Source organism: Mesorhizobium sp. M1050 (assembly GCF_040318715.1).
Taxonomy (GTDB): domain Bacteria; phylum Pseudomonadota; class Alphaproteobacteria; order Rhizobiales; family Rhizobiaceae; genus Mesorhizobium.
The window spans coordinates 38,841-63,653 of record NZ_JAMYMV010000020.1 but is presented as its reverse complement, the minus strand read 5'-3'; the positions used below and the strand labels follow the sequence as shown (position 1 = coordinate 63,653).

At 58.4% G+C, this 24,813-nt stretch carries 16 protein-coding genes; 1 reads left to right on the top strand and 15 read right to left on the bottom strand.

What is annotated here, in order from left to right; genetic code table 11:
• Positions 1-123: 123 nt before the first annotated feature.
• The 4 genes from NKH57_RS13935 to NKH57_RS13920 all read right to left on the bottom strand — a co-directional run bounded on the left by NKH57_RS13935 (position 124) and on the right by NKH57_RS13920 (position 11,715).
• Positions 124-558 (bottom strand): hypothetical protein, encoded by a 435-nt coding sequence (locus NKH57_RS13935; RefSeq protein ID WP_352944852.1) that lies wholly within the window; start codon positions 556-558, stop codon positions 124-126.
• Positions 559-1,328: 770 nt separating this feature from the next.
• Entirely contained in the window at positions 1,329-4,799 is a 3,471-nt protein-coding gene (locus tag NKH57_RS13930) for an ATP-binding protein (RefSeq protein WP_352944850.1), read from the bottom strand.
• The gene (locus NKH57_RS13925) at positions 4,796-6,055 is read right to left on the bottom strand and encodes a metallophosphoesterase family protein (RefSeq protein ID WP_352944848.1); all 1,260 of its coding nucleotides are present in this window, start codon (positions 6,053-6,055) and stop codon (positions 4,796-4,798) included. Before NKH57_RS13925 ends, NKH57_RS13930 begins: the two co-directional genes overlap by 4 nt.
• Positions 6,056-6,126: 71 nt before the next feature.
• Entirely contained in the window at positions 6,127-11,715 is a 5,589-nt protein-coding gene (locus NKH57_RS13920; protein ID WP_352944846.1) for a DUF3320 domain-containing protein, read from the bottom strand.
• Positions 11,716-12,252: 537 nt separating this feature from the next.
• Here NKH57_RS13920 and NKH57_RS13915 point away from each other — a divergent pair.
• A complete protein-coding gene (locus tag NKH57_RS13915) occupies positions 12,253-13,080 on the top strand; it encodes a thermonuclease family protein (protein WP_352944844.1) in 828 nt (275 codons plus the stop codon).
• A gap of 33 nt (positions 13,081-13,113) precedes the next feature.
• Here the strand turns inward: NKH57_RS13915 and NKH57_RS13910 are convergent, their stop codons facing one another.
• The 11 genes from NKH57_RS13910 to NKH57_RS13860 all read right to left on the bottom strand — a co-directional run bounded on the left by NKH57_RS13910 (position 13,114) and on the right by NKH57_RS13860 (position 24,132).
• Positions 13,114-14,268 carry a DUF4236 domain-containing protein gene (locus NKH57_RS13910; RefSeq protein WP_352944842.1) on the bottom strand — a complete coding sequence of 385 codons (1,155 nt, stop codon included), beginning with the start codon at positions 14,266-14,268 and terminating at the stop codon, positions 13,114-13,116.
• 33 nt (positions 14,269-14,301) lie between these two features.
• Positions 14,302-15,369: an OmpA family protein gene (locus NKH57_RS13905; protein ID WP_352944840.1), complete on the bottom strand. Its 1,068-nt coding sequence runs from the start codon at positions 15,367-15,369 to the stop codon at positions 14,302-14,304.
• Complete coding sequence (locus NKH57_RS13900) at positions 15,366-16,679, bottom strand: hypothetical protein (RefSeq protein ID WP_352944838.1); 1,314 nt, start codon at positions 16,677-16,679, stop codon at positions 15,366-15,368. Before NKH57_RS13900 ends, NKH57_RS13905 begins: the two co-directional genes overlap by 4 nt.
• Complete coding sequence (locus NKH57_RS13895; protein WP_352944836.1) at positions 16,679-17,311, bottom strand: hypothetical protein; 633 nt, start codon at positions 17,309-17,311, stop codon at positions 16,679-16,681. Before NKH57_RS13895 ends, NKH57_RS13900 begins: the two co-directional genes overlap by 1 nt.
• Positions 17,312-17,337: 26 nt before the next feature.
• Positions 17,338-17,463 (bottom strand): hypothetical protein, encoded by a 126-nt coding sequence (locus NKH57_RS13890; protein WP_352944834.1) that lies wholly within the window; start codon positions 17,461-17,463, stop codon positions 17,338-17,340.
• A 26-nt stretch (positions 17,464-17,489) separates the two neighbouring features.
• Positions 17,490-18,968, bottom strand: coding sequence for a hypothetical protein (locus NKH57_RS13885; RefSeq protein WP_352944832.1), 1,479 nt, complete (start codon positions 18,966-18,968; stop codon positions 17,490-17,492).
• Positions 18,969-19,235: 267 nt separating this feature from the next.
• The gene (locus tag NKH57_RS13880; RefSeq protein WP_352944830.1) at positions 19,236-19,367 is read right to left on the bottom strand and encodes a hypothetical protein; all 132 of its coding nucleotides are present in this window, start codon (positions 19,365-19,367) and stop codon (positions 19,236-19,238) included.
• A gap of 387 nt (positions 19,368-19,754) precedes the next feature.
• Positions 19,755-20,375: a nitrogen fixation protein NifQ gene (locus tag NKH57_RS13875; protein ID WP_502907289.1), complete on the bottom strand. Its 621-nt coding sequence runs from the start codon at positions 20,373-20,375 to the stop codon at positions 19,755-19,757.
• Positions 20,376-20,717: 342 nt separating this feature from the next.
• Positions 20,718-20,909 (bottom strand): ferredoxin, encoded by a 192-nt coding sequence (locus NKH57_RS13870; protein WP_352752948.1) that lies wholly within the window; start codon positions 20,907-20,909, stop codon positions 20,718-20,720.
• Between the two features lie 40 nt (positions 20,910-20,949).
• Complete coding sequence (locus NKH57_RS13865) at positions 20,950-22,167, bottom strand: cytochrome P450 (protein ID WP_352944880.1); 1,218 nt, start codon at positions 22,165-22,167, stop codon at positions 20,950-20,952.
• An 897-nt stretch (positions 22,168-23,064) separates the two neighbouring features.
• Positions 23,065-24,132 (bottom strand): hemin-degrading factor, encoded by a 1,068-nt coding sequence (locus NKH57_RS13860; protein WP_352944828.1) that lies wholly within the window; start codon positions 24,130-24,132, stop codon positions 23,065-23,067.
• Positions 24,133-24,813 lie beyond the last annotated feature (681 nt).

The following is a 24,813-nucleotide window of genomic DNA, read 5'->3' as shown; positions in this document are numbered from 1 at the left end:
TGGACCCGCGGAAGCGCTTCGCCGGCTTCACCTCCGAGCATGGCGACGGACACCGGCATCTGCCGCACCGTTATAGGCAACGTACAGGGACCTTAGAGGCTCGCGCGGAGGAAAACGACTTCGTCACAGCTCAGCGCGCCGGCGAGTAAGGACTGATTGCACGATTGCGAAGCATGAGGGACCATTACTACCGACTTGAGCATCGTTTGGAGGACTGCGATATCCCCACATGAGAGATTGGGTCGGCACCGAAAGCAGCAATGCCGATCCATCGCGACCCTGAGCTTTAGCCTCCGGACGTTCGGCGCTTGCTTGCCAATCAACCAGCGCCGTCGGGCCAGCGGATCTCGTTTCCGCCGGTTCCAATGGGCCAGGCCAGGCCAAAGCCGTTGTCAAACGGCAGACTTTTAGATCGTTCTTGCTCGTCGCCTTCGCACCGACGAGAATTACCTGTCGGCCAGTCCACCGCTGATGCTGGCGGTAGTCGAGCAACTGGCCGATCACGGCGCGAATCGCCAAGCGCATCGTAGCCGCATCAGCAGGCTTGATCTCGACCATCACTTCCGGATTGCGTCAACCGCAACCGAAGGTCGTCGCGAAAACAAGCGGGAAGATCAATCCGCGGATATCGCTCGCCGAGAAACGCTACGAACTGTTTGTGCAGACTGTCATGCTGAGGATGGACATTGATCTCGTACTTCCGCACATACCGTTTGTAGACGTCGGACGCTGCCGCTCCAGCCGGTCGGCCACGACTTCGATCATGAACGGGCGATGCCCCGACGGGAGCGACTGGCTCGCCTTCGATAATGCCTTTACTCTCTTGACGAATGCTCTGGCGGATCGATCTGTCGTATCGTTCGCATACCACCAGCTTGCCTGGCCACTCCACCCTTTGACACGGTGCCTATCCCTCCGGGGCAGCACGAATGCATTTTCGGCGAGCGTCCTAGCCCTGAACGACCTGATCTTATCCTTGTAGTGCTGGGCGGGTTACGCCCCTTGAACTGAACCCATATTCTGGGCGCACCTGCCGATCCAATTCGCCCTTAATCGTCTCGAAGCGCTGTAAACGTACCCGTCATTGGCTGCAACAAAGTTGCATTCTTCGGCGCAATAACCCTGCTTACTCGAAATGCCCCGCCACCGAGAGGCGGGTCATCCGCGCTCCGCCCGGCGTAGTCGTTCATCCACGCAACATTGCAGAACAAGATAGGCATTTCTCAACCTCTATCGAAGGGACGTCATGACGGAATTCGATCGAAAGTTCCTATGTCAGACGAGTTGGTTAGTTGAACCGCATCATTTGAGGCGAATTCTAATCGAGCCTATTCCAGCTGGTGGATGGTAGATGCTGGCACAACAGCCTTGGCGATTTCACACAGGTGCTTGTGGTGCGTGAGATAAATGACCTGACCTGTGTTCGCCATCTCCCCAAACAATCTGAAAACCTCCTCCGAGCGAATATGGTCAAAGGTTTCCATGATGTCGTCGGCGATGAAGGGAACCGAGGGCCGGAATTGGGCGAACTCGTAATAACCGGCGAGCCTCAGTGCTAGGTAGAGCTGAAAGCGCGCGCCCTTCGAAAGCGCTTCAGCGAGCTTGGATTGCCCGTCGCGCTGCACCGCGATGAGAACCTCCCCGCCTTTGACGGGCTGGGTTGTAAGGCCTGAATACTGCCCACGGGTCATTAGCTTGAATGCGTCTGATGCACGCGCCATCATCCCCGAACGGTGGTTCTCACGGTAGATCCGCAAAGCATTTCCAGCCGACATGATACCAAGCTTCAGCTCAATGTAGCGAACGGCCTTCTCCTCGATTTCCAACAGGGTTGTGCGCCGTTCGGCATCCAGGCGGGCAACCGCGCTGTCACCGCCGATGGCGTCCAACTTGTCTGCCGCGCGGGTCTGTCGGATCAGCTGTTGCTGGATGATTTCATCAAACTGGCGAAGCCTTTGCTCGCCCTCAGCCTTCTCGACCGTGAGGCTGTCGAAATCGATCGCGTCCAGGATCGAGCGTGCCTCCTCGAATCCGTCGACTGCAAGTTCCGCCACTACCCGTTCCTCAAGTTCAGCGACGGCAGCGCGCAATCCATCCCGCTCGCGCAGCAGCTCATCGCGTTCGACTACCTCGGACAAAGTGGCGACGCCAAAAACGCCCAGCACTTCGTCCTTGCGGCGTTCGTGCGCCGAAATCTCGGTGTCGAGGATTTCGCGCGCCTCCTTCAGGCGCTTCAGGTCGTGGCCGAGGCTTGCCTTCGTTTCACGTGTCCGCTCGGCACGCTCCAGGCGCTCGGCAAGGCGGATAGCCAACTGCTCCGGCTCGCCATCATCCGTCGGCTCGTCGGCTTCAACCGATACGGCGATGACCTCGACCAGAAAATTAGCCCTGTCGGCCGCCATCTTGTCGATACGCAGCTGCAGATCGTCCCGTTCCTGCAGGCTTCTTGACAGTTCGGCCAATTGATCGAGCACAGTGCCGACCCCGGATGCTGAGAGCCCGCTTTCGAGCCAAGTTCCCTTGAGTGCTTCGACAATGCCGGCCAGCCATTCCTCGTCGCGACGCTCCGCCACGCCTACGGCAACCCGTCGGGCCGCTAGATCCTCTTCTTTGGAGCTCACCATTCTGAGCGCCTCGGCATACTCTGCGTCCACCTTGCGCTGCCGGTCCAGAAACAGCTCCGCGATGGCCATGATTGCTTCGAGAGTGTCGCCGGGCTCTGATACAATGCCAACGCTTTCCAGCGCGGCTCTCATCTCTAAGCGTATCTGCTCGCCGGCGTCAGTGGCTCGCTCCGCCTTCAAGCGAGCAAGTTCGATCTGCTCCCAGGCAGCGAGCGCATCGCTGCGCGCCTCTATCTGATCCTCGATCCTTTCGATCAGGCGCTCAGACGAAAGTTCCACGGCGTCTCCGAGCAGGTCGCTGGCGGCCGCGCGGATTTCCAAACATTGGATATCGATATCCTTGCCGAGCTGTGTGCGTTGGGTGCCGTTGCGTGACAGGTTTGCTGCGGCCTCGGCCAGCTCGCGCGTCGTTACCCGGATCTCAGCCAGATCCGCCGCGCCGGCCAGCCGGCCTGCGCTGGCAATGTCATCGCGCGCCAATGCAACGGCGAAATCGTCAGCGGTCTCACCGGTCAGCGCTGCGCGGTGCGTTGCCCAGGCATCATCGCGAACTCGGCGGATGGCGGTAGCCGCTTTATCGTCGACAATGTCGCCCGAGGCACGAAGGGCATCCAATCGTGCGGCGAGCATGGCATGGTTGCCCTCGTATACGGCAAGGCGTTCGGCAAGTACGGCGGTGTTCCTGGCCAGTTCTGATGCTACCGTCTTCCAGGCGGCAATCTGTCCGGCGCTCGGAACCGCGACGTTGGCGAGAGCAAGGTCATCTCCGTTCCATGGACGCAAGCGCGCGTGCGCCGCCTTCCATCGGATTGTTCCCGCATCTTCCGCCTCGCGAGCCGTCCTGATTTCTACCTGGTGTCCGCTTGCTCGCGCTTTCGACAAAGTCGAGCCCAGCCTTGCCCTGGCAGGTCCGGGCACCGCCCTTTCCTCGCCGACCCGCTGCCTTGCCACCTGCAGCGCATCGAGTGCCGCCGCGGCTTCGTCACGAGCGGCACGCACTCCGGTAGCAATCCCGGACCTCTGCTCGACCATGGCCCGAACGACGCCAACGGTAACGGCAGGCAGAAGCAGCGCGGCAGGATCCGACTCCGAAGATCGGCCCAAGGCGGCAAGGCAGCTTGCCACGCTGTTGTTGAGGATTTGCAGCCCCATCCTGCGCGTGGGCAAGTCAAAGCCAGCCGCGGTATGGCGAACCTTGCTCTCCGCGAGACCGCGAATGCGTTCGGAAATCGATAGGATCCGTTCATCCTCGTCGACGGCAGTGACTTTTTCCGCCAGCCGCTCCATCTCGTCGATATTTGCGGACAGCCGGGTTCTGAGGCTGGCATCGTCATCGATCAGTTCGGTGACACTGCCCGTCCAAGTGCGGGCTGGGGAGGCGATGTTCGGCAGTTGTTCCAGCCGAGCAATCTTGCGCCGGATATCGGCCAGCATCGGCCCAGCACGCACGTAACGAGCAATGGTATCCAGCCGGGCCACCAGCACCGCTCGGTCACTAATGGTCGCGTCGTATTGCTGCGCCGCATCGAGACGTTCGGCCTCCAGCCCTTCGTAGGTTGATGCAAGCGTGTCGATCGCATCCCTGCGCGACTTCACATCAACAAGGCGCTTCTTCAGCAGCGCGAGCTCGGTTCCATGCGCCTGCTTCCGATACAGCGCGTCTGCTTCGGCCTCGAGGGCGTTCAATGTATCACTTGCGTTCCCAAGACCGGCGCTGGCCGTGAAGAGAAGCTTGCCGAGATCGCCCCGCGACTCAAGGATCGACTTCCCGCCCGCTTCCAGGGTCTCGTCATCGAGTGAGAACATGGTCGTGTAAGCGTCACGCGACAGTCCGGCGAGATGCGCCGTGATCGCCACGTCGCTCACCGGTTGGCCCGTCGCGTTCAATAACGAATTAGTACGCTGTTTCGTACGCGTGAACGTGTGCTCGGAGCCGGCCAGTTCCAGCACGCCGCCGATGCGCATGGCGCTGTACTCGTGCAGGAAGTTGTAGCGGCTCCGTTCCTCGATGCCGAACAGCAAGTCTAAGTAGGCGGAAAGCGCGGTCGATTTGCCGGCCTCATTCAGGCCGAACACGATATGCAGGTCAGGTCCGGATTCCGGTTTGGGTCCGAAGTCGATCGTACTATTGGTGAACTTTCCATAGCGAATGAGGTCAAGTCGCCGCAACCTCATGACGATCCACCGGACTTAAGGCGGGCAGTGACCAAGTCCGCACCCTTGGAAAGCACCTGATCGAGGAACTGCTCCAGCCCGGCTTCGTCCTTCCCAGCAAAATCCCGTCCGTCGGCCGGAAGGTCGGCGACCATCTTTTGGACGAACGCCCTCGCCTCAGCGCGGAAGGCGTCCGAGGTGGCATCGGCGCGCATGGATTGCTCGAGTTCGAAAATCGGATCAGCAATATCGTCGGCCGTCTCCGCCCGAGGTGGCGCGAGGTCAAGCTCGAGCTTCTCCACCCACGTATGGCCTAGCTGTTCCGCAGCCTGTTCGGCTTCGGCAAGAAGGAGATCTCTGTCGCGGATCAGCGCCCATAACAATGGTGATGTTCCTGTTAGGCCAACGCGGGCCACAGCATGACGCGAGCGGACGGCGGCCCGCATCTCTTCGAGTGCGTAGCGAACACGCGCGACGGCTTCCGGCCACTCAACTGCTCCGGTAAGGTCGACGCTGACCCGCTCGAACTGCGCAACGCTGGTCAGTCGTTCCTCGATCTCCACCGAACGGTCGTCGCGCACCGTCACCAGGGTGACTGATTTCTCACCCGCCTCGTTAATGTCTCTCCCCTGCGGTATTCCCGGCATCACCACCGTGCTTGCGCCGGAATGGACTTGGCGAAGATGAATGTGGCCAAGCCCCCAATAGTCGAAACCGTGGGCGTGCAGGTCAGCGATGCTGCAGGGCGCGTAAACGTCGTGACCGGGCGATCCGGCCAGACTGGTATGCATGATGCCAATATTGACGGCTCCTTCGCGAGCAGCCGGATATTTGGGCAGCAGGCTGTCCGGCGCCTTAGGGTTCGCAAAGCTCAAACCATGGAAAACGACGTCCACACCGCCGGCTGTCTGCAATACCGACTGAGCACGACCGCCAAAAATGGTCACGGTGTCAGGAAACACCAGCTGTTTGGAAATCCGCGACAGGGCGTCATGATTGCCGCGGATCTTGAAAACCCTGATGCCGGCCTGGTGCAGGCGTGTCATCTGCGCTGCCAGGAACCGCGCCGTCTTCATCGAGGTTTGATCACCATCGTATAGGTCGCCGGCTATTACCAACGCATCCACGCGTTCCTCTAGGCAGAGATCCACTATCGAAACGAATGCCTGGCGGCTGGCGTCGCCCACGAGCCCGGCAAGATCGGGATTACGCATCGCGAGCGAACGCAGCGGCGAGTCGAGATGAATATCGGCCGTGTGTACGAATCGAAATGCCATTCGGCCTCCGCCAGCAAAAGAGGTGTTCCGAGCTTCGACAGAGATTGCAACGAGGGCTCTACAATGCCCCGTCACACTTCAGCTAAAGCCTCGCTCGCGGACTCGCCGGCCACCAACAAACCGTCTTGGGGCCGCAGCAAGCCCTTGGCAATCAAATCGGCGACCCCAGCTGAAATCAACTGCCGCAATTGTGCACTTGTGGCTTTGAAGCCCAGCATTCTCGCAACGGTTATTGCGATTTCTTCCTCCGTCGCACCGAGGTTGGATTTCACGACTTCCATGGCGCCTTGGGCGACTTCGTCCTGCGCAATCATTTCGGGCTTACGCAATCCAGGGGACACGACCGCACTGCGATCTCTAAGACGAACAGGAGCACCCGGCTTGAAGCAGAAGTTGCCTCGACGGGCTACTGCACCACCTCTCTGTGCTATGCCTACACCTCGCTCGATTGCATCCTGAATCCTGCCACCGGCCCGCTGCAGACCCCACGCGCCCCGAATACGCGAAACTATTTCGTCGACATGGATTGGTGTTTCTATAGCCACCACCTGCTCGACCAGTCCGGCCATGATTCCGCTGGGCGTCTCGTGGAGTTCGAACGATCCCGGTCGGTTTAGTTCGGCCTCTTCGTAGGCTCGATTGGGTATCTCGGATCCCTTTGTGCTTTCGAGACCGATTTCCGTCACGTTGCCTCTGTCGACCGTAACAACCTGCACGGCTACAGCACGATTTCTCTGGACCCCCAATTCGGCCCGCTCATCGAGCTCTTTTCTCGCAGCCTCAATCGCTAATATGGTTCGCTCCAGCTGCTCGCGTGGCCTTTGAAACCAGTCAGCGCTCCAGATGCGATGGATTATCCAACCATGGTCTTCCAGAACAGACTGCCGTAGCCGGTCTCGATCTCGGGCCGAGCGCGATGAATGATATTCTGCGCCATCACATTCGATGCCAAGAATATAGCGGCCTGGCCTCTCCGGATCAGCAACCGCGAGATCGATGAAGAAGCCTGCTATGCCAACCTGAGCGTGAACCTGGTAACCCTTTCCGATCAGCGCGTTGGCTACCTGCTCTTCAAAGATTGAATCCATTTCGCGAACCGTGGCTTGGGCAAGCGAAATTCGCCCTGTTCTCGCGTAGTGCAAGAAGAGCTTGAAGGCGAAGATGCCTTTCCCTTTGCCACGCTCCAGGTCGATGTCCTCGTCTGTGATGGACGCGAATACTTCGCAGCTGCGCTTGGCGCGGCTTATGAGGACGTTGAGCCGACGCTCGCCGCCTTCCGCACCAAGAGGGCCGAAACGCATGGCCATGTACCCCTGCGCATTCTTGGCATACCCCACTGAGATCATGATCACGTCGCGCTCATCGCCTTGAACATTTTCAAGGTTCTTGACGAAGAATGGCTCGCTGGGGTGCGCGTGAAAGAACTCCTCCGTATCGGGATTTAGTCGCCGCAGCCATTCGAGTTCATCCTGGATCGCGCGGCGTTGGCTAACCGAAAATGTTGCAACGCCTAGAGTCTCTCGCGGGTTCACCTTCGCATGACGGATGATCGCTTCGGCTACTGCTCTCGCCTCTACCGGATTGGTTCCTGTGCCACCGGAATCGAAGACCCCCTCTGGCACATGATGAAACCGCAACCCCATGCCTGCCTCTTGGGTATAGGGGCTTGGCACGATGAAAAGCCGGTTCTCGTAGAACTGGCTGTTCGATACGGCGATCAGAGATTGGTGACGGCTACGGTAGTGCCAGCGGAGCATACGCTGCGGCAAGCCGCGGGCCGTGAACAGGCCGAGGATGCTTTCGATGTCGGCGACCTGCGCGCCCTCACCCTCGTCATCTTCAGACTGCGAGCCTGTCACCTTCGCGAAGAATGTCGTGGGTGGCAGTTGGCGTTCGTCGCCAACAACGACCACCTGATTGGCCCTGGCGATCGAGCCAAGCGCGTCCACAGGCTGTATCTGAGACGCCTCGTCCATCACAAGAAGATCGAAGGACATCCTGCCGGGCGACAGGAATTGGGCCACCGAAAGCGGGCTCATCATGAACACTGGCTTGAGTGCCTGGATGGCAGGCCCTGCCTTCTGCATCAACTGCCGGATAGGCATGTGGCCCCGTCTGCGCGCCATCTCAGAACGAAGCAGTCCGACTGGTCCAGCTCCGCCGTCTCTTGAAGGAATTTTTCGGTGATGAGCCGTCACAACTTCAATGGCACCGGCCTTGATCCTCTGTCGGTCCAGATCCGCGAAGTCACGTACAGCCCTGGAATGCAGTTCCCCGTCGAACCTTGCCAGCTCCGGCTCATCGGTCGCCATCGCTAGAAACATTCGTTCGTAGTAGGCCATATCGAAGACTGATCGCGCCGATCCTGTTGTAATCTGGCCGTCGGTCAGGCCGTCTATCAACTGTCCCAGTCCAGCCTTTCGGGCTGTTTCGGATCGCTCTTCATAGGCAACCCATTTCGAGAGCTGTTCCTGATGATCGAGCCACCCCTCCAGTCGAGAAACAACCTCGACTATCGCGACGTCTGGAAAATCGTCTACTCCAAACAAGGAGGGAGCATCGGCTTTCAAATCCCCTGCAAGCGCCTTCAATTCCCGCGCTGCCGCTTGGGCCGCTTCACGCGCTGAACGCGCCAAGTTTGCGATCTCTTTTCTTTCAGGCAACCGCGCAGCCAAATGCCGGATTGAGCCATTTTCTCTCAGCCAAAGTTCGGCTTGCGCGAGAGCGGCCCAATCGGATCCTCGACCGAGCCACGACGAGCCGAATGCGAACTTGCCAAGGCTTTCCCCGTCCTCGATCTCTTGATCAAGCGCTTGTAGTCTGCCTAGTCGGCGCAGTATCTCCACCCGCTCACTGATCAGATCTGGAACGTCAGTCAGAACCTGTCGTGACGCGTCATCGGCTTGAGCTACAGTGCTTGCCTTCGCTTCCATCAGTTGCAGCGAGGCCCGCTCGGCGGAAGCCACGTCCCCTTGCATGGATGACGCAAGGTGGCCTAAATCGTTCCAAAACCCCTCGATAATCGGCTGACCGATGTCGATCACCTTACGAACTCGGACCGCACGCGCGCCCGCTTCAGAGCGCTCCGCAATCCGCCCGGCTATAATTCGCGGTTCCGAGCCAAGTCCCCTCAGCGTGCGCATCCACTCCACTAAGGCCTGGAGTGGTGCCGAAGACGATCTCTCACCGCGCCAATCGGCTCCGAAGGCGGAACGGCCAAAGGCGTCGCCTTCGCGCACTTTTGCTGCGGCCGCTTGGCCCTTCATTAGAATGTCGAGGAGACCCACTATCTCCGCCGCAGGCGCGCTAGGGGCCACCAAAATAGTCCGCACAAGTGCAGTGGCACGACGGTAGTCGCCATTCAATGCTTTCAATATTCCCGTGTGCTCGGCGAGCGCTTGCCGCGCCGCGGCCACGTTGGTACTCCACGCGGCATCAACAACTTTGCCCTGAAGCTCGGCTCTAGCAGTCTCTAGCGTTGCTACGCTGTCGGCAAGGTCACCAGCCTGTTCCAGCCCGGAGTCCCAAACTGTGGCTGCGAATGCCTCAGGGCTCGCATCGGGGGCTGCCGCAACTCTCTCGCCGGTCATCACTAACCTGAGAAGTCCTGCAAGCGTGTCCGGTAAAACCGTAGACCCCAGTTCTTGATTTAGCCGCTCAGCTTCTTCTCTTAAGCGTGGGAGCAACACGGTTAGCTGGCGCGCACGAACGAAACCATCTTTCGGAAAGTCTGAAGGAAGCTTAGCAAGCTCTGTCTCGAGACCTTCAATTGGCGTGTCGATAGCGGTCGCCACCAACTGCTCCGACAGTTCCTCGGATTTGCGGTTGAAATCTGTTCCTGTCCAGAGAAGCGATGCAATGTCCTTTGGACGCTCATCCCAAACCGGCGAGACTAGCGCCTCGGCAGGAAGTCCAGGTGCGGACGCGAGAAGCTCAGCACGATCTTCTACCTCGCCGCTGTCGCTGAGGATTTGCGGAGGCTTCGCCTCGATCCGCTCAGCAATATCGGCCAGTTTGGCGTGCAGAGCCTTTGCTTGATCCAGCGACGACGCAATGCGTGGGACGAGCCTCTCAATGGTCGTTGGTAGAACGACATCCAGGCCAACTCCCCGCCATGGGTGGTGGATCGGCAAGCCGATCTCGTTGATCCGCTGAGACACCTGATCGAGAAGTTTGCGACGTTGCGAGACACCGTCATTCGTCCAAGCGGTGGCATCCTCAAGTTCAATATCAACTGGCTTTTGCCCGTTCTGCCTTAGTCGGGTTAGCTGGCCAAGAACCTGGTATGGAGTGAGTTCGGACGTTCCAAATGGAACATGCATCCTTGTAGCATGTGCATTGAGTTTATCCCTAGCCTCCAGCAGGCGTTCAGTAAGGGAAGAAGCAAGCTGTCCGCGAGGCGATCCGAGTTGCCAGGTGCGCCGCAACTCCTCCAGCATCATGCGCTTGTTTGCCTTGTTGCTATGGAGCTCAAGGCAGGCGTCCCCCACCCCCGCAGTGTCAAGCCGTCGCTTCACGACCTCAAGTGCGGCCATTTTTTCCGCAACGAACAGCACGGTCTTTCCATCGGCAACGGCCGACCCGATAATGTTTGCGATCGTCTGCGATTTTCCTGTCCCGGGAGGACCTTGGATAACGAGGTCGCGACCCTTTCTTGCATCATGGATCGCCAGCGTCTGAGAGCTGTCACTGTCGACGATATGCAACATTTCGGCAGGCGCGATATGCGGATCAATCGCAATGTCGTCCGACATCAGCGGTTCGCGTGTTTCGAAACCATCTGAAAGAAGCGAGCGGATCTTCGGTTGTTCGATAATCTTTGCGCCATCCGGCCAGAGATCCGGATCCAGGTCACGGTACATCAAGAACTTAGCGAACGAGAAGAAGCCGAGCACCATATCATCGGCGAGCACCTGCCAACCCTCTTTGGTCGACACTGCTTCGGCAACGGCATCGAGATAGGTCGAGACGTCGAAGTCGTCTCCTACTTCAAAACGCGGCAGGGCGAGCTTGTGAATGCGGTCGAGATAGAGTTCCAAGGAGAGGTTTGCGGTAAGATCTTCCGTACGAGCTCGCAGCCGAAACTTTTCTCCAGCGGCCCCTCGCTCCAGCCGTACCGGCACCAAAATGAGAGGAGCCTGACGGATGTTTTCTTTGTTGTTCGGGTCAATCCACTTCAGCATACCAAGGGCCAGAAAGAGGATATTGACGCCCTGCTCTTCCTCAAGTGTGCGGGCATCGTGGTAGAGATCAAGGAGCCGGCGCTGCAGCCCCGTTGGGGTCATCCTCGTCTGAAGCTTGGTGTCAGAATGTCGCGCAGATACCCCTCTATCGTCGAATCCTTCGTCCTCAGGCTGAGCAAGAGCAACGGGGGAATAGTCGATTTCCTCGTCTGGAGGGCTGCTTTCAACCTGGCCTGCCTTCGGCCGATCCGGCTTGCCGGCCAGGAAGGTAAAAGCCTTTCCTTCGCTCACCAGCAATCGATAGATCTCAGACGACCTCTCGTCGACAATATCGATCGTCTTCGCGCTCTTTGAAAACCGTGGCACATTCAAAAGTCGGTTGCGAGCAGAAAGGTCGAGCAATTCCATCCTGGCTCGCTCGAGCTTCTCCTTTAAAGGCAGATCGCTTTGGAAGACCGATTTTTCAACTTCCGACACTCACACCCCCCCTGATAGGCTGGACACATAGAGCCTAGACAAGGGCTGTCCGCAACATAAAATGCTGGTTTTTCAACCTCGAATGGCTGCCACCAACACTTCAATCGTTTAGTATTGTGAGCACTGCGGCTTGGTGGAAAAATTGCGGATGTTTGTTTAATGTTCCGGACACTTCGCATCCCCACCTTAATCTCGAGGTTCCCTTTCGGACAAAATGCCATCATACCTGTGGACGAGGTGTTGGCAGCTCTGGCATCCGCCTCGCCGGCCACGACCAACTAGCGCACAAGCCGACTTCTTTTTGAATCGGCCTCCTAATTTCATTCCGAGAAAACTTGTAGGCTCCAGCGCGGAAAGATGGTCGTGTTTACGGAAAAGGTAACTACAAAGTCGTGACTTCGGGCTGATCTGCGAAGGCACCATGGTGTTCAAAGCGCCGAACTACAAGGCAAACCAGCGCCAGCGAAAAAGGCGCCTACGAATGGTGCAGAGGCACGTTACAAATCATGCAGCTTGCGTTTCGCAAAGGATCGGAAATTGAATAACAATCGCTATTCTCATCGTCGCCGCGCGCGACCAAGGCGCGGCGCGGAACCAATCGTCCGCAGACGTTTCTCTCCAGATGTGCGCTTGCCTCTGATCCTGGTGATCGTGGTGGCCTTGGCTGCTTACGCGACCCACTATTTTACAGGCTCGGGCGACCAGTTACGTGGTCTCGATATAGCAAACTCGACCGGGTCGAGACGGGCGGCGATTGTAGGCATAGCATCGGTGATTGATGGAGACACGATAGAGATCCACGGGCAGCGCGTCCGCTTCAACGGCATCGATGCACCCGAAAGCCGCCAATACTGCAATGACGCTAGCGCACATCAATACCCCTGCGGGCGCCAGGCGGCCGAAGCATTGGCGAATTTCCTTGCGGCTTCGCAGCCTGTCCAATGCACATTTGTTTCATGGGATCGGTACCGTCGCTTCGTCGGTGATTGTCGGCGCGCGGACGGTGTCAGCGTCGCGTCCTGGATGGTCGAACATGGCCGAGCCTTGGACTGGCCCCGCTATAGCCACGGCGCCTATGCGCAACAGCAAACTAATGCTGAAACCGCAAAGGTTGGAATCTGGATTGGGACGTTTGACAACCCTTGGGATTGGCGCGAACAACATGCCGAATCTGCGAGCCCAACCAAAAGCCCCCTTGGGCTTGTCAGCCGTCGCCAAGTAGCACAGAGCTACTCATGCCAACCTCGCCGCTTGTGCACGCAGATTTCATCTTGCGAAGAAGCGCGTTGGTATCTCGCCAACTGCTCATGGGGGAGCAAGTTGGATCGAGATAGCGATGGGATTCCGTGCGAAGGCGTTTGCTGACCTGGGCTCACGCTTTGAGCCCATCCCCAACCATCACTCCCTAGTGTGCGCATTTAGCGTTATGGATTGGCGGTCGGAGCTTCGATGCAATTGCGCGAGTGCCGATAGAGCCTGGCAAAAGGGCTGGCTGACGTTTGTCTTGGAAAATTCCACCAGCTCGTTAAGTCCGGACGGGCTAGAAAACCGCAACGCTTCGTAGCGGCATACAGGGATCTGCCGATTGTCTTTGAAGCGCTTGTCAGGCCCGCCGTTTTTGTTTGGGTGAGCCCAGGTGTAGCTCACGATCTCCGCATCAGATGGAACTTTGCCGGTCTCGATAAAATTACTCGGGGCGAATTGGGTCTGCAGATCGGCATATCCGACTGCGCCGTATCGGTTTCCGTCCTTCACCAGCACTAGGTCAGGCATGAAGAAGAGCACCTGCCGACCCACATGGATTGAAGGCGGAGTAACGTTGCTGCGTACAACCTTCGGCAAGGAGCTTGTAAGTGTCGTGGGCTTTTTGTCGACCAGCATGCTTGCCCCGGCATTTCGCTTCCAAGCCGTCAGATCCTCTATCTTGCCGCCGGCAGCGACATGCCATCTCCCTGCGCAGCCGGTGAGAGTTTCGAACGCGCCGACAAGTCGCCCGTAGGCGGCCTCCGCGTCTTTTTCCAGATCGTAATAGAGCACGCTCACCCGGCGGTAACTGTCAAACCATTTGCCAATGAGCATACCCGGCACAAAGGCACCGATGCCCAGCACCGGTGCGGCACCTCCGAGCTTGGTCCCCACAAGGAAACCTGCAATCCCGAACAAAACCGCGAGTGCTACGGACAGCCGCGTCTGCGATTGCCTGGCATTGATTTCATCGAGCACATTGGCAAATGTCTCATCACGCATCTCCACCACATCGCGGGACTCGATTTCTCTCATCACGACGCCGTCAGAGACGTATTCCGGGGGCGAGGATTGTGGACGGGGTTGCGGCACAGATGGGGTTTGAGAGAGCTGAACTACCTTCTTCGCGCTGGCCTTGCCTAAAGTGCCACGATAGTAGAGCCCACCGACGCCGGCGTGGATGTAGTGACCTCTTGGCCCAGTGCCGATGCGGAGGCCCTTCACGCCAACGGAAGCGCCAACCCCACCGGACGAAAAGTTAAAGCGGAATGGTCCCGCACTGATCGATTTTCGAACGTAAAACCCCATAGCCCAATCCCCCCAACTCAACTGCCGTACCGGCTAAGGCGCCAGTGTTTTGTCCGCCATTGATGGTTTGGCGCCACCAACCGGCGCCAATTTTGATCGCTGCCTCACCCTTATCTCAATGCGTCTTCGAGCCCTCACATCGCCCATCTGCGCTCCGTCGGTGAGATGATCGCCGGGCAGGATGAGCTGACCACCTGACATCGGCAAAATCGTAAACCCCTTTAATGCGGGCATGTCACTGAGCACACTCGTAACTGAAATCGCGCGCGCCAGCCCAAGGCCGGCATTGTCGGCGGGATGGAGTGAGCCGATTTCCACTTTCCCTGACAAGACCGGTTGCAGCCCCTTGTCCATGTTGGAGGATTCGCCCGCCATTGCCTGTTCGTCCGTGTGCCCAATCACCTCAATCACGTCGACACCGTACGAGGTCGCAGTGCCGGCGATTGTCTTCGCAAGATCGCGCAACTTTGCTTTGAACGGATCCGAAAGCTCTGCGCTTCCGGTATCGAAATTATAGCCATCCAGTTCGCTAAGACTAATTATCGGCGGCCAATCGTGAGGTTTTGCTGCTTGCGTCTGCTCTGCAGCCTTCTTGAGCGCGTCAGTCAGATCCTGCAGCCCTTTGTCGGGGCCGATGTAACCAAATTCCTTCAAGACCCTCGCCGCATCTATCATGGCCTTAGCCTGATCAGCGCTTATGTCGTTGTTCGCAAGGACCTTCGCGACAGGGGCATTTCGCACGACGTCCTCTAGGGAAATACCTGCTTCCTTGACCGACTTAACAGCATCCTTGGCCAGGACCAGCTCGCGCCATTCTTCATCGGGAACGGTTCCTCCGCTCGCGGGCCGAAACACCGCTTTTATCTGAGCCAGAAGCCGCTTGTTTTCGGCTTCGAGCCTCTGCACGTTTTCCTTGTCTGATTGAGCGGCTCGCAGTGCCTCATCGGTCTCTTTCTGGTTTTTCATGATGATAGCACCGGCTGCTAGCAGCAGGCAGAACACCAAAAGCAGCATCGTCTCGGCCATCGTCAGGCCCAGTATCAAACCGCGGCCGTAACCCTTGCGCTCGAAGGCGACCGAAGTCCCGCCAGCGTCACTCACCTGCCCCACCAACTGGTTCGCTTAGGCGGTTCCGTTCGTTCTGCGGGAGGCTCGCTCCCCAGAGATTGGAAAGCGTCTGGTTGGGGCTCAGGCTCGACCCTAATCGGTGCGCTCTCGACGGTGTCATTTGCGGCCAGACCTGCCAGTGGCTGTTCGATCGCGATAGGAGCGTTGAGAGGGGGAGCAGGCCTCGGCGCGTGAGGGGTTCTTCCTGCCAGGGTTGCGGCAAGGTCTCCGGTGTCGTTGCTTTGCTTTTGCACCACTGCGGCAAGCGCCTGGGTCAAGCGCTGTTGCGCTTGGACGCTCTCCGCTGTTTGCTCTGCGGCTGCCACAGCCCTTTCCACACCTGCCGCCACTTTAGCCACAGCATCAACGATGGCTGCCATGCGGGCTTGCTGTTCCTGCGAAGCCGTCTCTGTTTTGACAGCATACTGGGTGACAGCGCTGCCAAGGAGTTTCACCATCGGCGCCAGATCGTTCTTAAGGACTTCATCAGGGACGACAACCTTCTCCAACTTGGTGGCTACGCTGTCGGCCTGTTCACCCAGTCTGCCAACTGACGAGGACATCGAGCTGTTGGCTTTGTCGAGCAGATCGGCTGCCGCCTCGACGCGCTGTGCGATCGACGAGAACTGACTTTCGATCTGCCCAAAATTATCGCTCAAAGCGTTACTGAGCTTTCCCGAAGCCTCTTGAACCGGTTTGATCGATTCCATCGCGATTTTATCCAGCGCCGATCTTATGTGCTCTCCGTTCCGCTCCGCTTGAACGGCAATTTCGGCAAAACCCTCCTCCAACATCTGATTGCTGACGCGGCGAAAGTCAGCGAATTCCCTGGTTACACTTTCCATCTCAGCTCTTACACGACGCGTCATATCCGCGAGTTCGTGCCTGGCCGTCCGTTCGATGTCGGCAGGATCGCGGCGCATCTGATTGTAAAAGATCCGCAGCGCAATGCCCGTGATCGTCGACGTCACCGCGATCCCAAAGTTCCTCACGATTGTGTCGGTGGATCCTTCGGAACCAAACTGAAACAGCGATACGCCGAGACTCGTCAACGTAAACAGGAAACCCATGTAGTAGAGATTGTCGCCAGTTTGCTCATCGTGGAGCCGTAGCTTGCCGGTGAAGACGGACGCGGCAAGATAGATGAGCATCAGGCACACCGGTGCGCTCGCCGCCATTATCGGGTCTACGCCCGACAACTTGGCTATTGCGATGAACACGCAGCCACCCAGGGTTAGCGTCGCAAAGACGACAAGGGGCAGGCTCGGATGTCCCAAGAAAGACTCTCCTCGCTTCTTGGCCATCAGTTTAACCCTTCCAACCCTACCAGCTTTTGAAACTCGCCATGATGGCTTTGGACCCATTGCGTCCAGAACTCGGCATGATCAAGCGACTTGAATGGCTTCTTTGCCCGGTCGACATAGAGAATTGTAACGTCCACCCCATCGAGTGACGTCCCGTAGGTACGATCGGCGGCGCTATCGAGGTATTTCTGGTAATCGAGCCCCGATCGATACTGCGAATAAAGCGCTGTATGCTCCATCATGTCGGAGGCGACAACCAAATGCTTTGCGCTACCCTGTTTCGCCAAACCGCTATCGAATAGCGACAGTTTGATTTTCTGAATTCCGGCCATGATCGGAGATTGGCTCGCGGATTCTCCATTGGGAATCTGGTCGGGAAGGTTCGTCAAAGGGTCTGCGAACGCATCTTCCCATTTTTTCTGCCGCCGAGACGGATTGTTCGTCCAGCTGTCGACCGTCGAGCCATCGCCAGGATTGCATCCATCAAACATCACAGTCAGGTCGCCGGGCGTAGCGCCCAGCGTCAATATCTTCAGGTAGCCGCCAGGCTCGACGCGCCCAATGGTCTTGCGGAATTCATTCTTCAGATCCGCCATGGTTATCGGCGAAATCGGGTCGGTGGCGTCGATCAAGACCGCTGTCAGGCTCACAGGTCCGTTCAACGGGCAATTCGTGCTGGTGTCGATTTGGTCCTTCCCGGATCTCGACCACATCCAAACAAAGCCGGCCAGCAGCACAGCCGACAGCACGGCCAATCCGGCTGCTGCGACAATTGTGCCGCCACTGCCTTTCTTTCTTCTGCGACCCCGCCTAGCCATTCACGCTATCCGGATGAAGCTTGTCGAGATCTCGGTACTGTTCGATCCCGCGCTCGCATTCCAGCCCTATGAGCCGCACCTGAGCGTTTAGTTCTTCCTGCGCGTCACGAATTGAGGCGCCCAGGTCCTTATCGCTCCATTCATCGTCGGACGATATCAGGGGCTTTATGCGCTCAAGTCTGTAGGGCGTGGCAAAATGTTTTGGCGATGGTTCTGTGCGGGCCTGGATATTGGCCTCCCTGTACTTTGAGAGAAGCTGGTTGCAGGCTCGCTCCAGCTGGTCTTGATGCTGCGCAAAGAGCGTCAGCAGCCTCGACCGATGATCGAGGATCGCCCGATGCTCCCTGCGTCTGCTCCCCAGCCGCTTAACGATGTCCTCAACCTTTTCGTTGTGCTCGTCTCGCACCTCTTGCAGAGCCTCGATCAGCTCGCTCTTGCGCTCGATGTAGTCTTCCCTGCGAGCGACCAATCTGTTCTCAACACCCGCATAGCCCGGGTAAGGGTCGAGCACGAGCCAGCCGTCGATAAACGCAAAGATCGAAAACATGAGACCGATGCCGAACAGAAGCCAGGATTTTACGTCCATAAGGCCGGCCGGATTGGCGAGCATGCTGCGCACGACCTCGACGCCGGCGCCGTCTACAAAGGATCCGCTGACTTCGCGGTAATGCGCAAGCGCTAGGTTTATGGTCAGCGCCAAGCCAACATAGGCCACTATCGACAGCGCGCCGATCAACTTCACAAAAATCGATCTGTGAGTCACCAGGCGTGCACAGAATATTGCGAACAGCAGTGCGGCGCCGATGTTCAAAAACGAGAACGCGGCGGCTTCGAGGAGCCCGCCAAAGAATCCCTGTTCATTTCCCTTGGCAAGGAAATTTCCGTTCATTGCCGTTTCAATGAGAAACAGGAAAACCAGCAAGGAAATTCGGAAAACGTAGGCTGCTCCGTGCTGAATCCTCACGGCGCGGACAAGCCCGTGCTTCTGTTTGAACCAGGCGTGCTCCTTCTCCGCGTCGTTGAGCGATTTTCGCAATCCGTGAAGTTCGTCCAGACCTACCGCGATCGAGGCCTTGAAATCAGAAACACTGGCGGCGTTCGCCTGTCGAATCAGACCAAATTGCTCTTCAAAGTCGAGGCCCGCCAAACGTCCGGAGAGAAGCTGCAGGCTATCCTCGAGGGTGTGGTGTACCGCCTTTTTTTCGTCTTCGACCCTCTCGATGACTGCATGCTCAACGTCGTCGAAATTCTTGGCCGCCTTCGGAGGTTGGTTCGCCTCGCCCCGCTGCTTTCCGCGATCTCCAAGATCCATTTCGCGATCAATTTTCGCGACATCCAAGCTATTGAACAATTGGGTGCTGGCGCGGAAATCGTGATTTGCCGCTAGCAGAGACTCTCGCAGTTTATTTAGCTTTTCGAATTTTGTTCCCACAGCACCCGCACCCAGATTTTTATACCTCTGCCCGAACACAAATGGCTTCTATGCACAGTAGAAGCAAAGAGCAACTGCGTCTTCGCAACTCTGCGGTCCACCGCTCACGAGACGATCGTCTGATGTAAAAATGACAACGATAGCTGCCGTGGCAAGCGGGCCTGCGCGAATGAGTAGGCCAGGCAGCACACTCTTCTCCGCCGGGCTTGTATGGCGAAGGAGCTGAAGGTCACGCCAATGAGCTGATGAAATCGACCCCAGAGGCGTTTGCGCACTAGCAGGAGCGCGCGCCCTATTTGGCTGGCACTAGAGTGCCGACTCCGCCGTCAAACCGGCTACGACCTCGATTGCTTCGTCGGCGACGTTGATTGATTTGAGGCCAACAGAATTAGTCTTCAGCTTGATCGCCAGCTTTTCTGCATCCTTCAACCGGGCCAACTGCTGCTCCAACTGGGCTTGCAGCTTTGCAATTTCCAGTTCAGGTCGAAAGTCGCCTTGTTTTCGAGCGCCTTTCTTATCCGCCCGCTGAAAACCGATCGAAGTCTGGCGTCACCAGGTCTAATGCTGACCTCAACAATGGACGCTTCGATATACCCGTCCACATGGCCAGTACCGTCGTTCTTGGCGACTGGTTCTGCTGGGCGCAGCTATTTATGATGCCTTGCTAGCCGCAGGGGCCATTTCGCAGGCCATCTTGCCCAGGAGGCCGAAAAGAGGGCTATCGCTCCCGAAAGGGCCGTCTCAACGAGGGCGTCCGTCGCGATTTGACAACAGACATATGGCGCTGCGCGAGCGCTGACGCTGTACGACTGACGAAAGCGGCTCTCAATCCGACGCGATGCCGACCTTGGTCCGTGTGAGCCGGCTTTCGCCTTCATCTGGGCCGAAGCAGCTTTCGACATCATTGCAGTCCCGGCAACTGGGGGCGCTGCACAGCGAAAAACCTTCGGCCTCGCAGAGCTTGCGGTAAAAGTATTTCTTCCATTTCATGTTTTGGGTGTTGCCGGCCGCCAGCGTCGGAAAATGCGAGGCGAGCAGGCGGCCGAGGTCGGTTCGATTAAAAAGGCCAAGGTCCTGCCAGAGGTGGTCATTGCGCATGGCACGCCGGGCGATGATCCTGGCGAAGCGGGCGCTCGTCGGGTCGCCAGGTCGGGCATGCGCCAGCAGCAGTCCATGCAGAAGTTCTTCCTCCGGATCCGGCTCGGGCTCGCTCACCTCTTTCAAGGCAAACGCGTTGATAGGAAAAGCAGGCAAACAGCGGGCCAGGACATCGCGCAGCTCGGCGCGCGAGAGTCCGGTTGCCTCCGTCGCCGTCGCCTCGCCGGCCTCGATCTCCTCGAGCGCACGTGAAAGCACACAGGCAAGCACATGCTGGTCGAACCTCCTCTCCAGCTCGATCTGCGGCGATTGGCCGGTGCTGAGCCGGGCATAATGTTGATCAAATATGGTGCGTTCTCCTGGTTTGTCCTATCAATTCATGCAGAGACCCGGCCTGCCGCAACATGGGTCGGGCAGTTCTTCGGGTATACGCAGTCGCGGATCGCCTCGCGGTCGAGTAGTTCGGCAATTTTCGGGTCTGGTCTACTCGGCTCTGTCGCAAATTCTGTGATTGGAAGGAGGCGTTTCGCGAACCCCGGCCCTGCCGTTTGCGCCTCACGGGGAACACAGGCGCGGGAAATGCCCCCGCAGAGTTGGACGTGAACCGTGCGGGACAGAGGTCGCGTGCTGAGTGCGGCCACATGGTTCAAGCCGCCAGACTCACGGTTGAATGACGACTGATTCAGAGCGTCAGCGAGTGAGTTCCAGCGCACGTTCAGGACACGATCGCGCGCCTCGCGATGCAGGCAGTTCCTCCCCTTCCGCAACTTCAATGTCACCAGGCAGGATATAGCCTTCGTCATCAAGCTTGAAGATGTCCGGCGCTTGCGCCGCGCATCGCGCGTGACCCTGGCATTTGGCCTTTTGGACGATGATGCGCATGGCGCTGCCTCCATTGTCTGTGCCCCGGCTCGGGGCGGGCCTAAGACCAGTCCAGGATCAAATTTTCGATCCCGAACACATGGCCGCCAGAGGTTATCGGTGCCGTACCCTGCTTGATCCTGAAAGCCGGGATGCGCGCCAGCCACTCCTCCAGGCCAATGACAATCTCCCGCCGGGCAAGGTGTGAGCCAAGGCAACGGTGGGGACCATAGCCAAACGCTGCGTGGCGGTTGTCCTCCCGCTCCAAATCGATCGTGTTGGGGCATTCGAATTCCGCCGGGTCACGATTGGCAATCATCGTGGCGCAGGAAACATAGTCCCCCTTCCGGATCGGCGCGCCTTCGAAGTCGATATCTTTCGTAGCCACGCGGATCAACTGAATGGGCGGATAGGCCCGCAGCAATTCTTCGGTTGCGAGCGGGATTCGGTCCGGTTCGCTCCGCAGCAATTGCTGATCTTTGAGGTTGCGCGCGAGGTACGCCAAGTCAAAGCCTATAGCTGCTGCGACCGTGTCGAGCCCAGCGACGAAGACAAGCACGCCGATGCCGCGGACTTGGGTGTCCGTCAGCCGGCGGCCCTCGACCTGTGCCTGCACGATAAAGGTCATGAAATCGTCAACCGCCTCCTGGCGGCGCATGGCTGCAAGTTCGTCGATGAATGCCACGATTGTCCGGGCAGCCACAGGTCGTTCCTTATCGTCGCCGTGGAGCAGATCTTTTCCCCAGCCGACGAATGTATCGAGCCGGTCATCCGACAGCCCCAGAAAGCGCAGGAAGATGCTCACCGCGAAAGGAAATGCAAAATCCTTCATCACGTCGCAGCTTGTGCCCGACGCGGCGATCCTTTCGATCAGCTCGACCGCCCGTTCGCGGACAGCCGGTTCCAAAGCCATCACCCGCTTTGGCGAAAGCAGCGGATTGAGTAGAGATCGAAAGACGCCATGGGCAGGCGGATCCAGTTCAAGCGGGATCATCGGCCAGTTTTCCCCTAGTATGGAGGAGAAGATGCTGCGATGGCTGGAAAAGGTCTCTGCGTCCTGCAGCACCTTGCGCTGGTCCGCGGCACGGGTGATGACCCAGGTACCCCGGCCATCTTGCGTGTTGTAGCGGGAATAAAAGATCGGAGGCCCGTCATGTACGCAAGCGACAGCTGCGTGTGGATCCCCGTTGGGCGTCGGTGACATCCCTGGGGACGTAAACAGGCTGAAATCCCTCACCAATTCGGGCGGGACATGATCTGGAACGGGGTTGGTCGCCATTTTTGCTTTCTCTACATTGGCGTTCATGGCTCGATTGAGATTGCACCGCTGTTCATAAAGTCGACTTTCAGCATGGGCACGTCTCTTGTTGGGCGCCTTCTACATTCTGTCGCCCGATACAGCCCACCTGCACCAGCGGATGAGATCGGTTGCGAAGTCAGAAGGGGCATCTCCGCCGCGCTGCGGTCATGAAGCAAAGCCGCCGCTTATCCCCGTTAGGGTTGAGAGGCTGGTCAATCACCGCTGAGCTCCGTGACGCACTGCTGATGCCCTGCTGATCAAATTGTCGAAGCAAGTCGCGTGCCGGATAGGCGTACCGATGGCGCTGCCCCAAGCGATGCCAGCCTGCACTGGGCCCGCCGCCGCTAAGTTGATGATCACCTGTCCATCATTCTTAGGACAACGTCCGACAACCGACATCCACGGTCGGTTTTGTCGAGTCCGCGACATCGGGCTGTTCGGCCTGGCTGCTGCTGCACAGCGTTCCGGTCGACAAGCGAGGAGATCGCTCGTACGGCCCGGATTGCGCAACGACGCGATCAGCGCAAGGGCCGGGGTGCGATCCGACAAGACCCGACGGCGCTTGCGCGCGATGATCGAAATTATCAACAAGGTCGAGCCGCGCTTCGGTTCGGCGCTGATGGCGTATGCGTTGTATCGCTCGCAGCCACTGCAAGGATTTCCGGTCAGATGGCGATGTACTCGTGCGCAGCGGTCCGGCCGACGACGAGCCTGCCTGTATCGACGCGGTCAATTCCGGCGTGCACACCTAACCGTGCGTATGCGCTACGACGGCAAGCTCTATCGCACATGGAGCTATGTTTCCTCGCGAGCCGCTGTCGGAACGTGGTGCCGAGTCCTATGGCGGCCGGTTCAATCCGAGGGCCTGTCGGCACTCTATACATCCCTGTCGCTCGGACCGGGAATGCGTGGCAGACTCTCGGCCAGAAACCGCCAGTCGCTGCGCTCGCGTTCGCCTTCCTTGCGCGTGCCGAAGAACTGGATGATCATCTTGCCGTCGGCGCCATAGGCTTCAATGGACGTGACGTGACCGTCCCTCGTCGGCTTGCGCACGGCCCAGACCTCGCGGATGTGATGGGTCCTCAGATGCAGATGGAAGGTCTCGTCGAGCACATTGATCCGCGGCCCGATCTGCTTGACCGACTTGATCGGGCCGGAATGGATCTGGATGCAACCACGATTGCCGACAAAGCACATGATAGGCATCTCGTCTTCGGCCGCCTGTTGGAACAGGGCGCCAACGGCATCATTGTTGAGCAGCCAAGCGTAATCTTCGTCGGCCATACGCATTGCCTGGCAGCGGCTGAGCTTCAGTGTCTTCAACATATGGTAGAACTGATGCACGTCGCTCAGCCGGCTCCAGTGCTCGCGTAGGTCGTCAGCCGTGGCGGCTTGGTCTGGACTCGCTGCGTTATCGCGCGCACCGCCCGCTTCGACCGATATGATCGGCTCCTGGTCGGAGGATACGAGCTCTGCCGTCAGATCCTGATAGGCGTGCAGGTTCGAGGCGGGCCTGAGATGTACTTTGTGCATCGCCTCGCCGGCGGCATCAAAGAATTGCAGGCTGCGGCGGATCTCGGCTCCCTCGCGCTTCTCGACGGCGAAGCCATACGCCCACGCTTTCGGGAAGATGCGCAGGTCGATGTCGTCGCCGAGCACCATGGCATGCTGGTTGCCGGTGACCACTTTTTCGTAGACGCCGATCTTTTGGTGCACGGCACTTTCGTTGCGGGTGAGCGCCATCAGCTCGCCGACCGCTTCGAGGCCGGTCAGCAGATCATCGACGCGCGGCTCGATGCGCACCGCGCCGTGACCACAATGCGCCGCGACCAATTCGGCTTCCGAAATGCCCAATCGAGCGGCGAGATCATGCTCCCGGATTTTCGGATTGTCTTCGCACGCCCAGCGTATTTCGTCCGGCGACGGTTTCTCGCGCTGGTCCATGTCTTACCCCTAGTTCTACCTACGTGTAAGGATCAGCTGCCCTGCCGGGGAATCTTCAGCCGATAGGGCGGCCGTAATGCTCGCCCTTGATCTGCTGCTGGCCCATGAACAAAGTGTCGCTGGACAGCGTGCACACGGCGTCGCACCCGCGCGAAAACCGGCGAGCAGGCACATGCCGATGGCATCCCGTTGAGCCGGTCGGCGGCTACTGGGCGGTGGTGAGCGAGTGTGGGTGTTGTCGCAATCGGCCAAGCGGGCATTCGGATGCCACGGGCGGCGCTGCTTTGCCAAGCGAGGCGTATCTGACCCGGTCCTGACATGTTGCTCCCTTGCTTCGCCCCATCCATCGCGAGGGCACCCACGGCATGATTGTGGATCGGCATGCTCTTGCCGCCTCGCCAAACGGAGCCTCAAAAACCGTGCCAATTGCGCCGAAGCAAGCTCAGAAGAAGTTCTGTATTTGGTGATGTGAGTTCAACCAAGAACTCAGGCCCAACATCCCTCGTGGCGGACCCGACAAACCCGACAGTACGTGTCGGTTGGCCGACAGCTTCGCAGCAATGCACTCACAAGAAGCACGGCAGTGTCAGAGATGCCGCGCTGTGTTGAAACGTTTTTTTTGCTTTGGCACGGTGCATGCGACGTGATGCGCAAGCAGGTCCCGGACTGAGGAGAATGGAG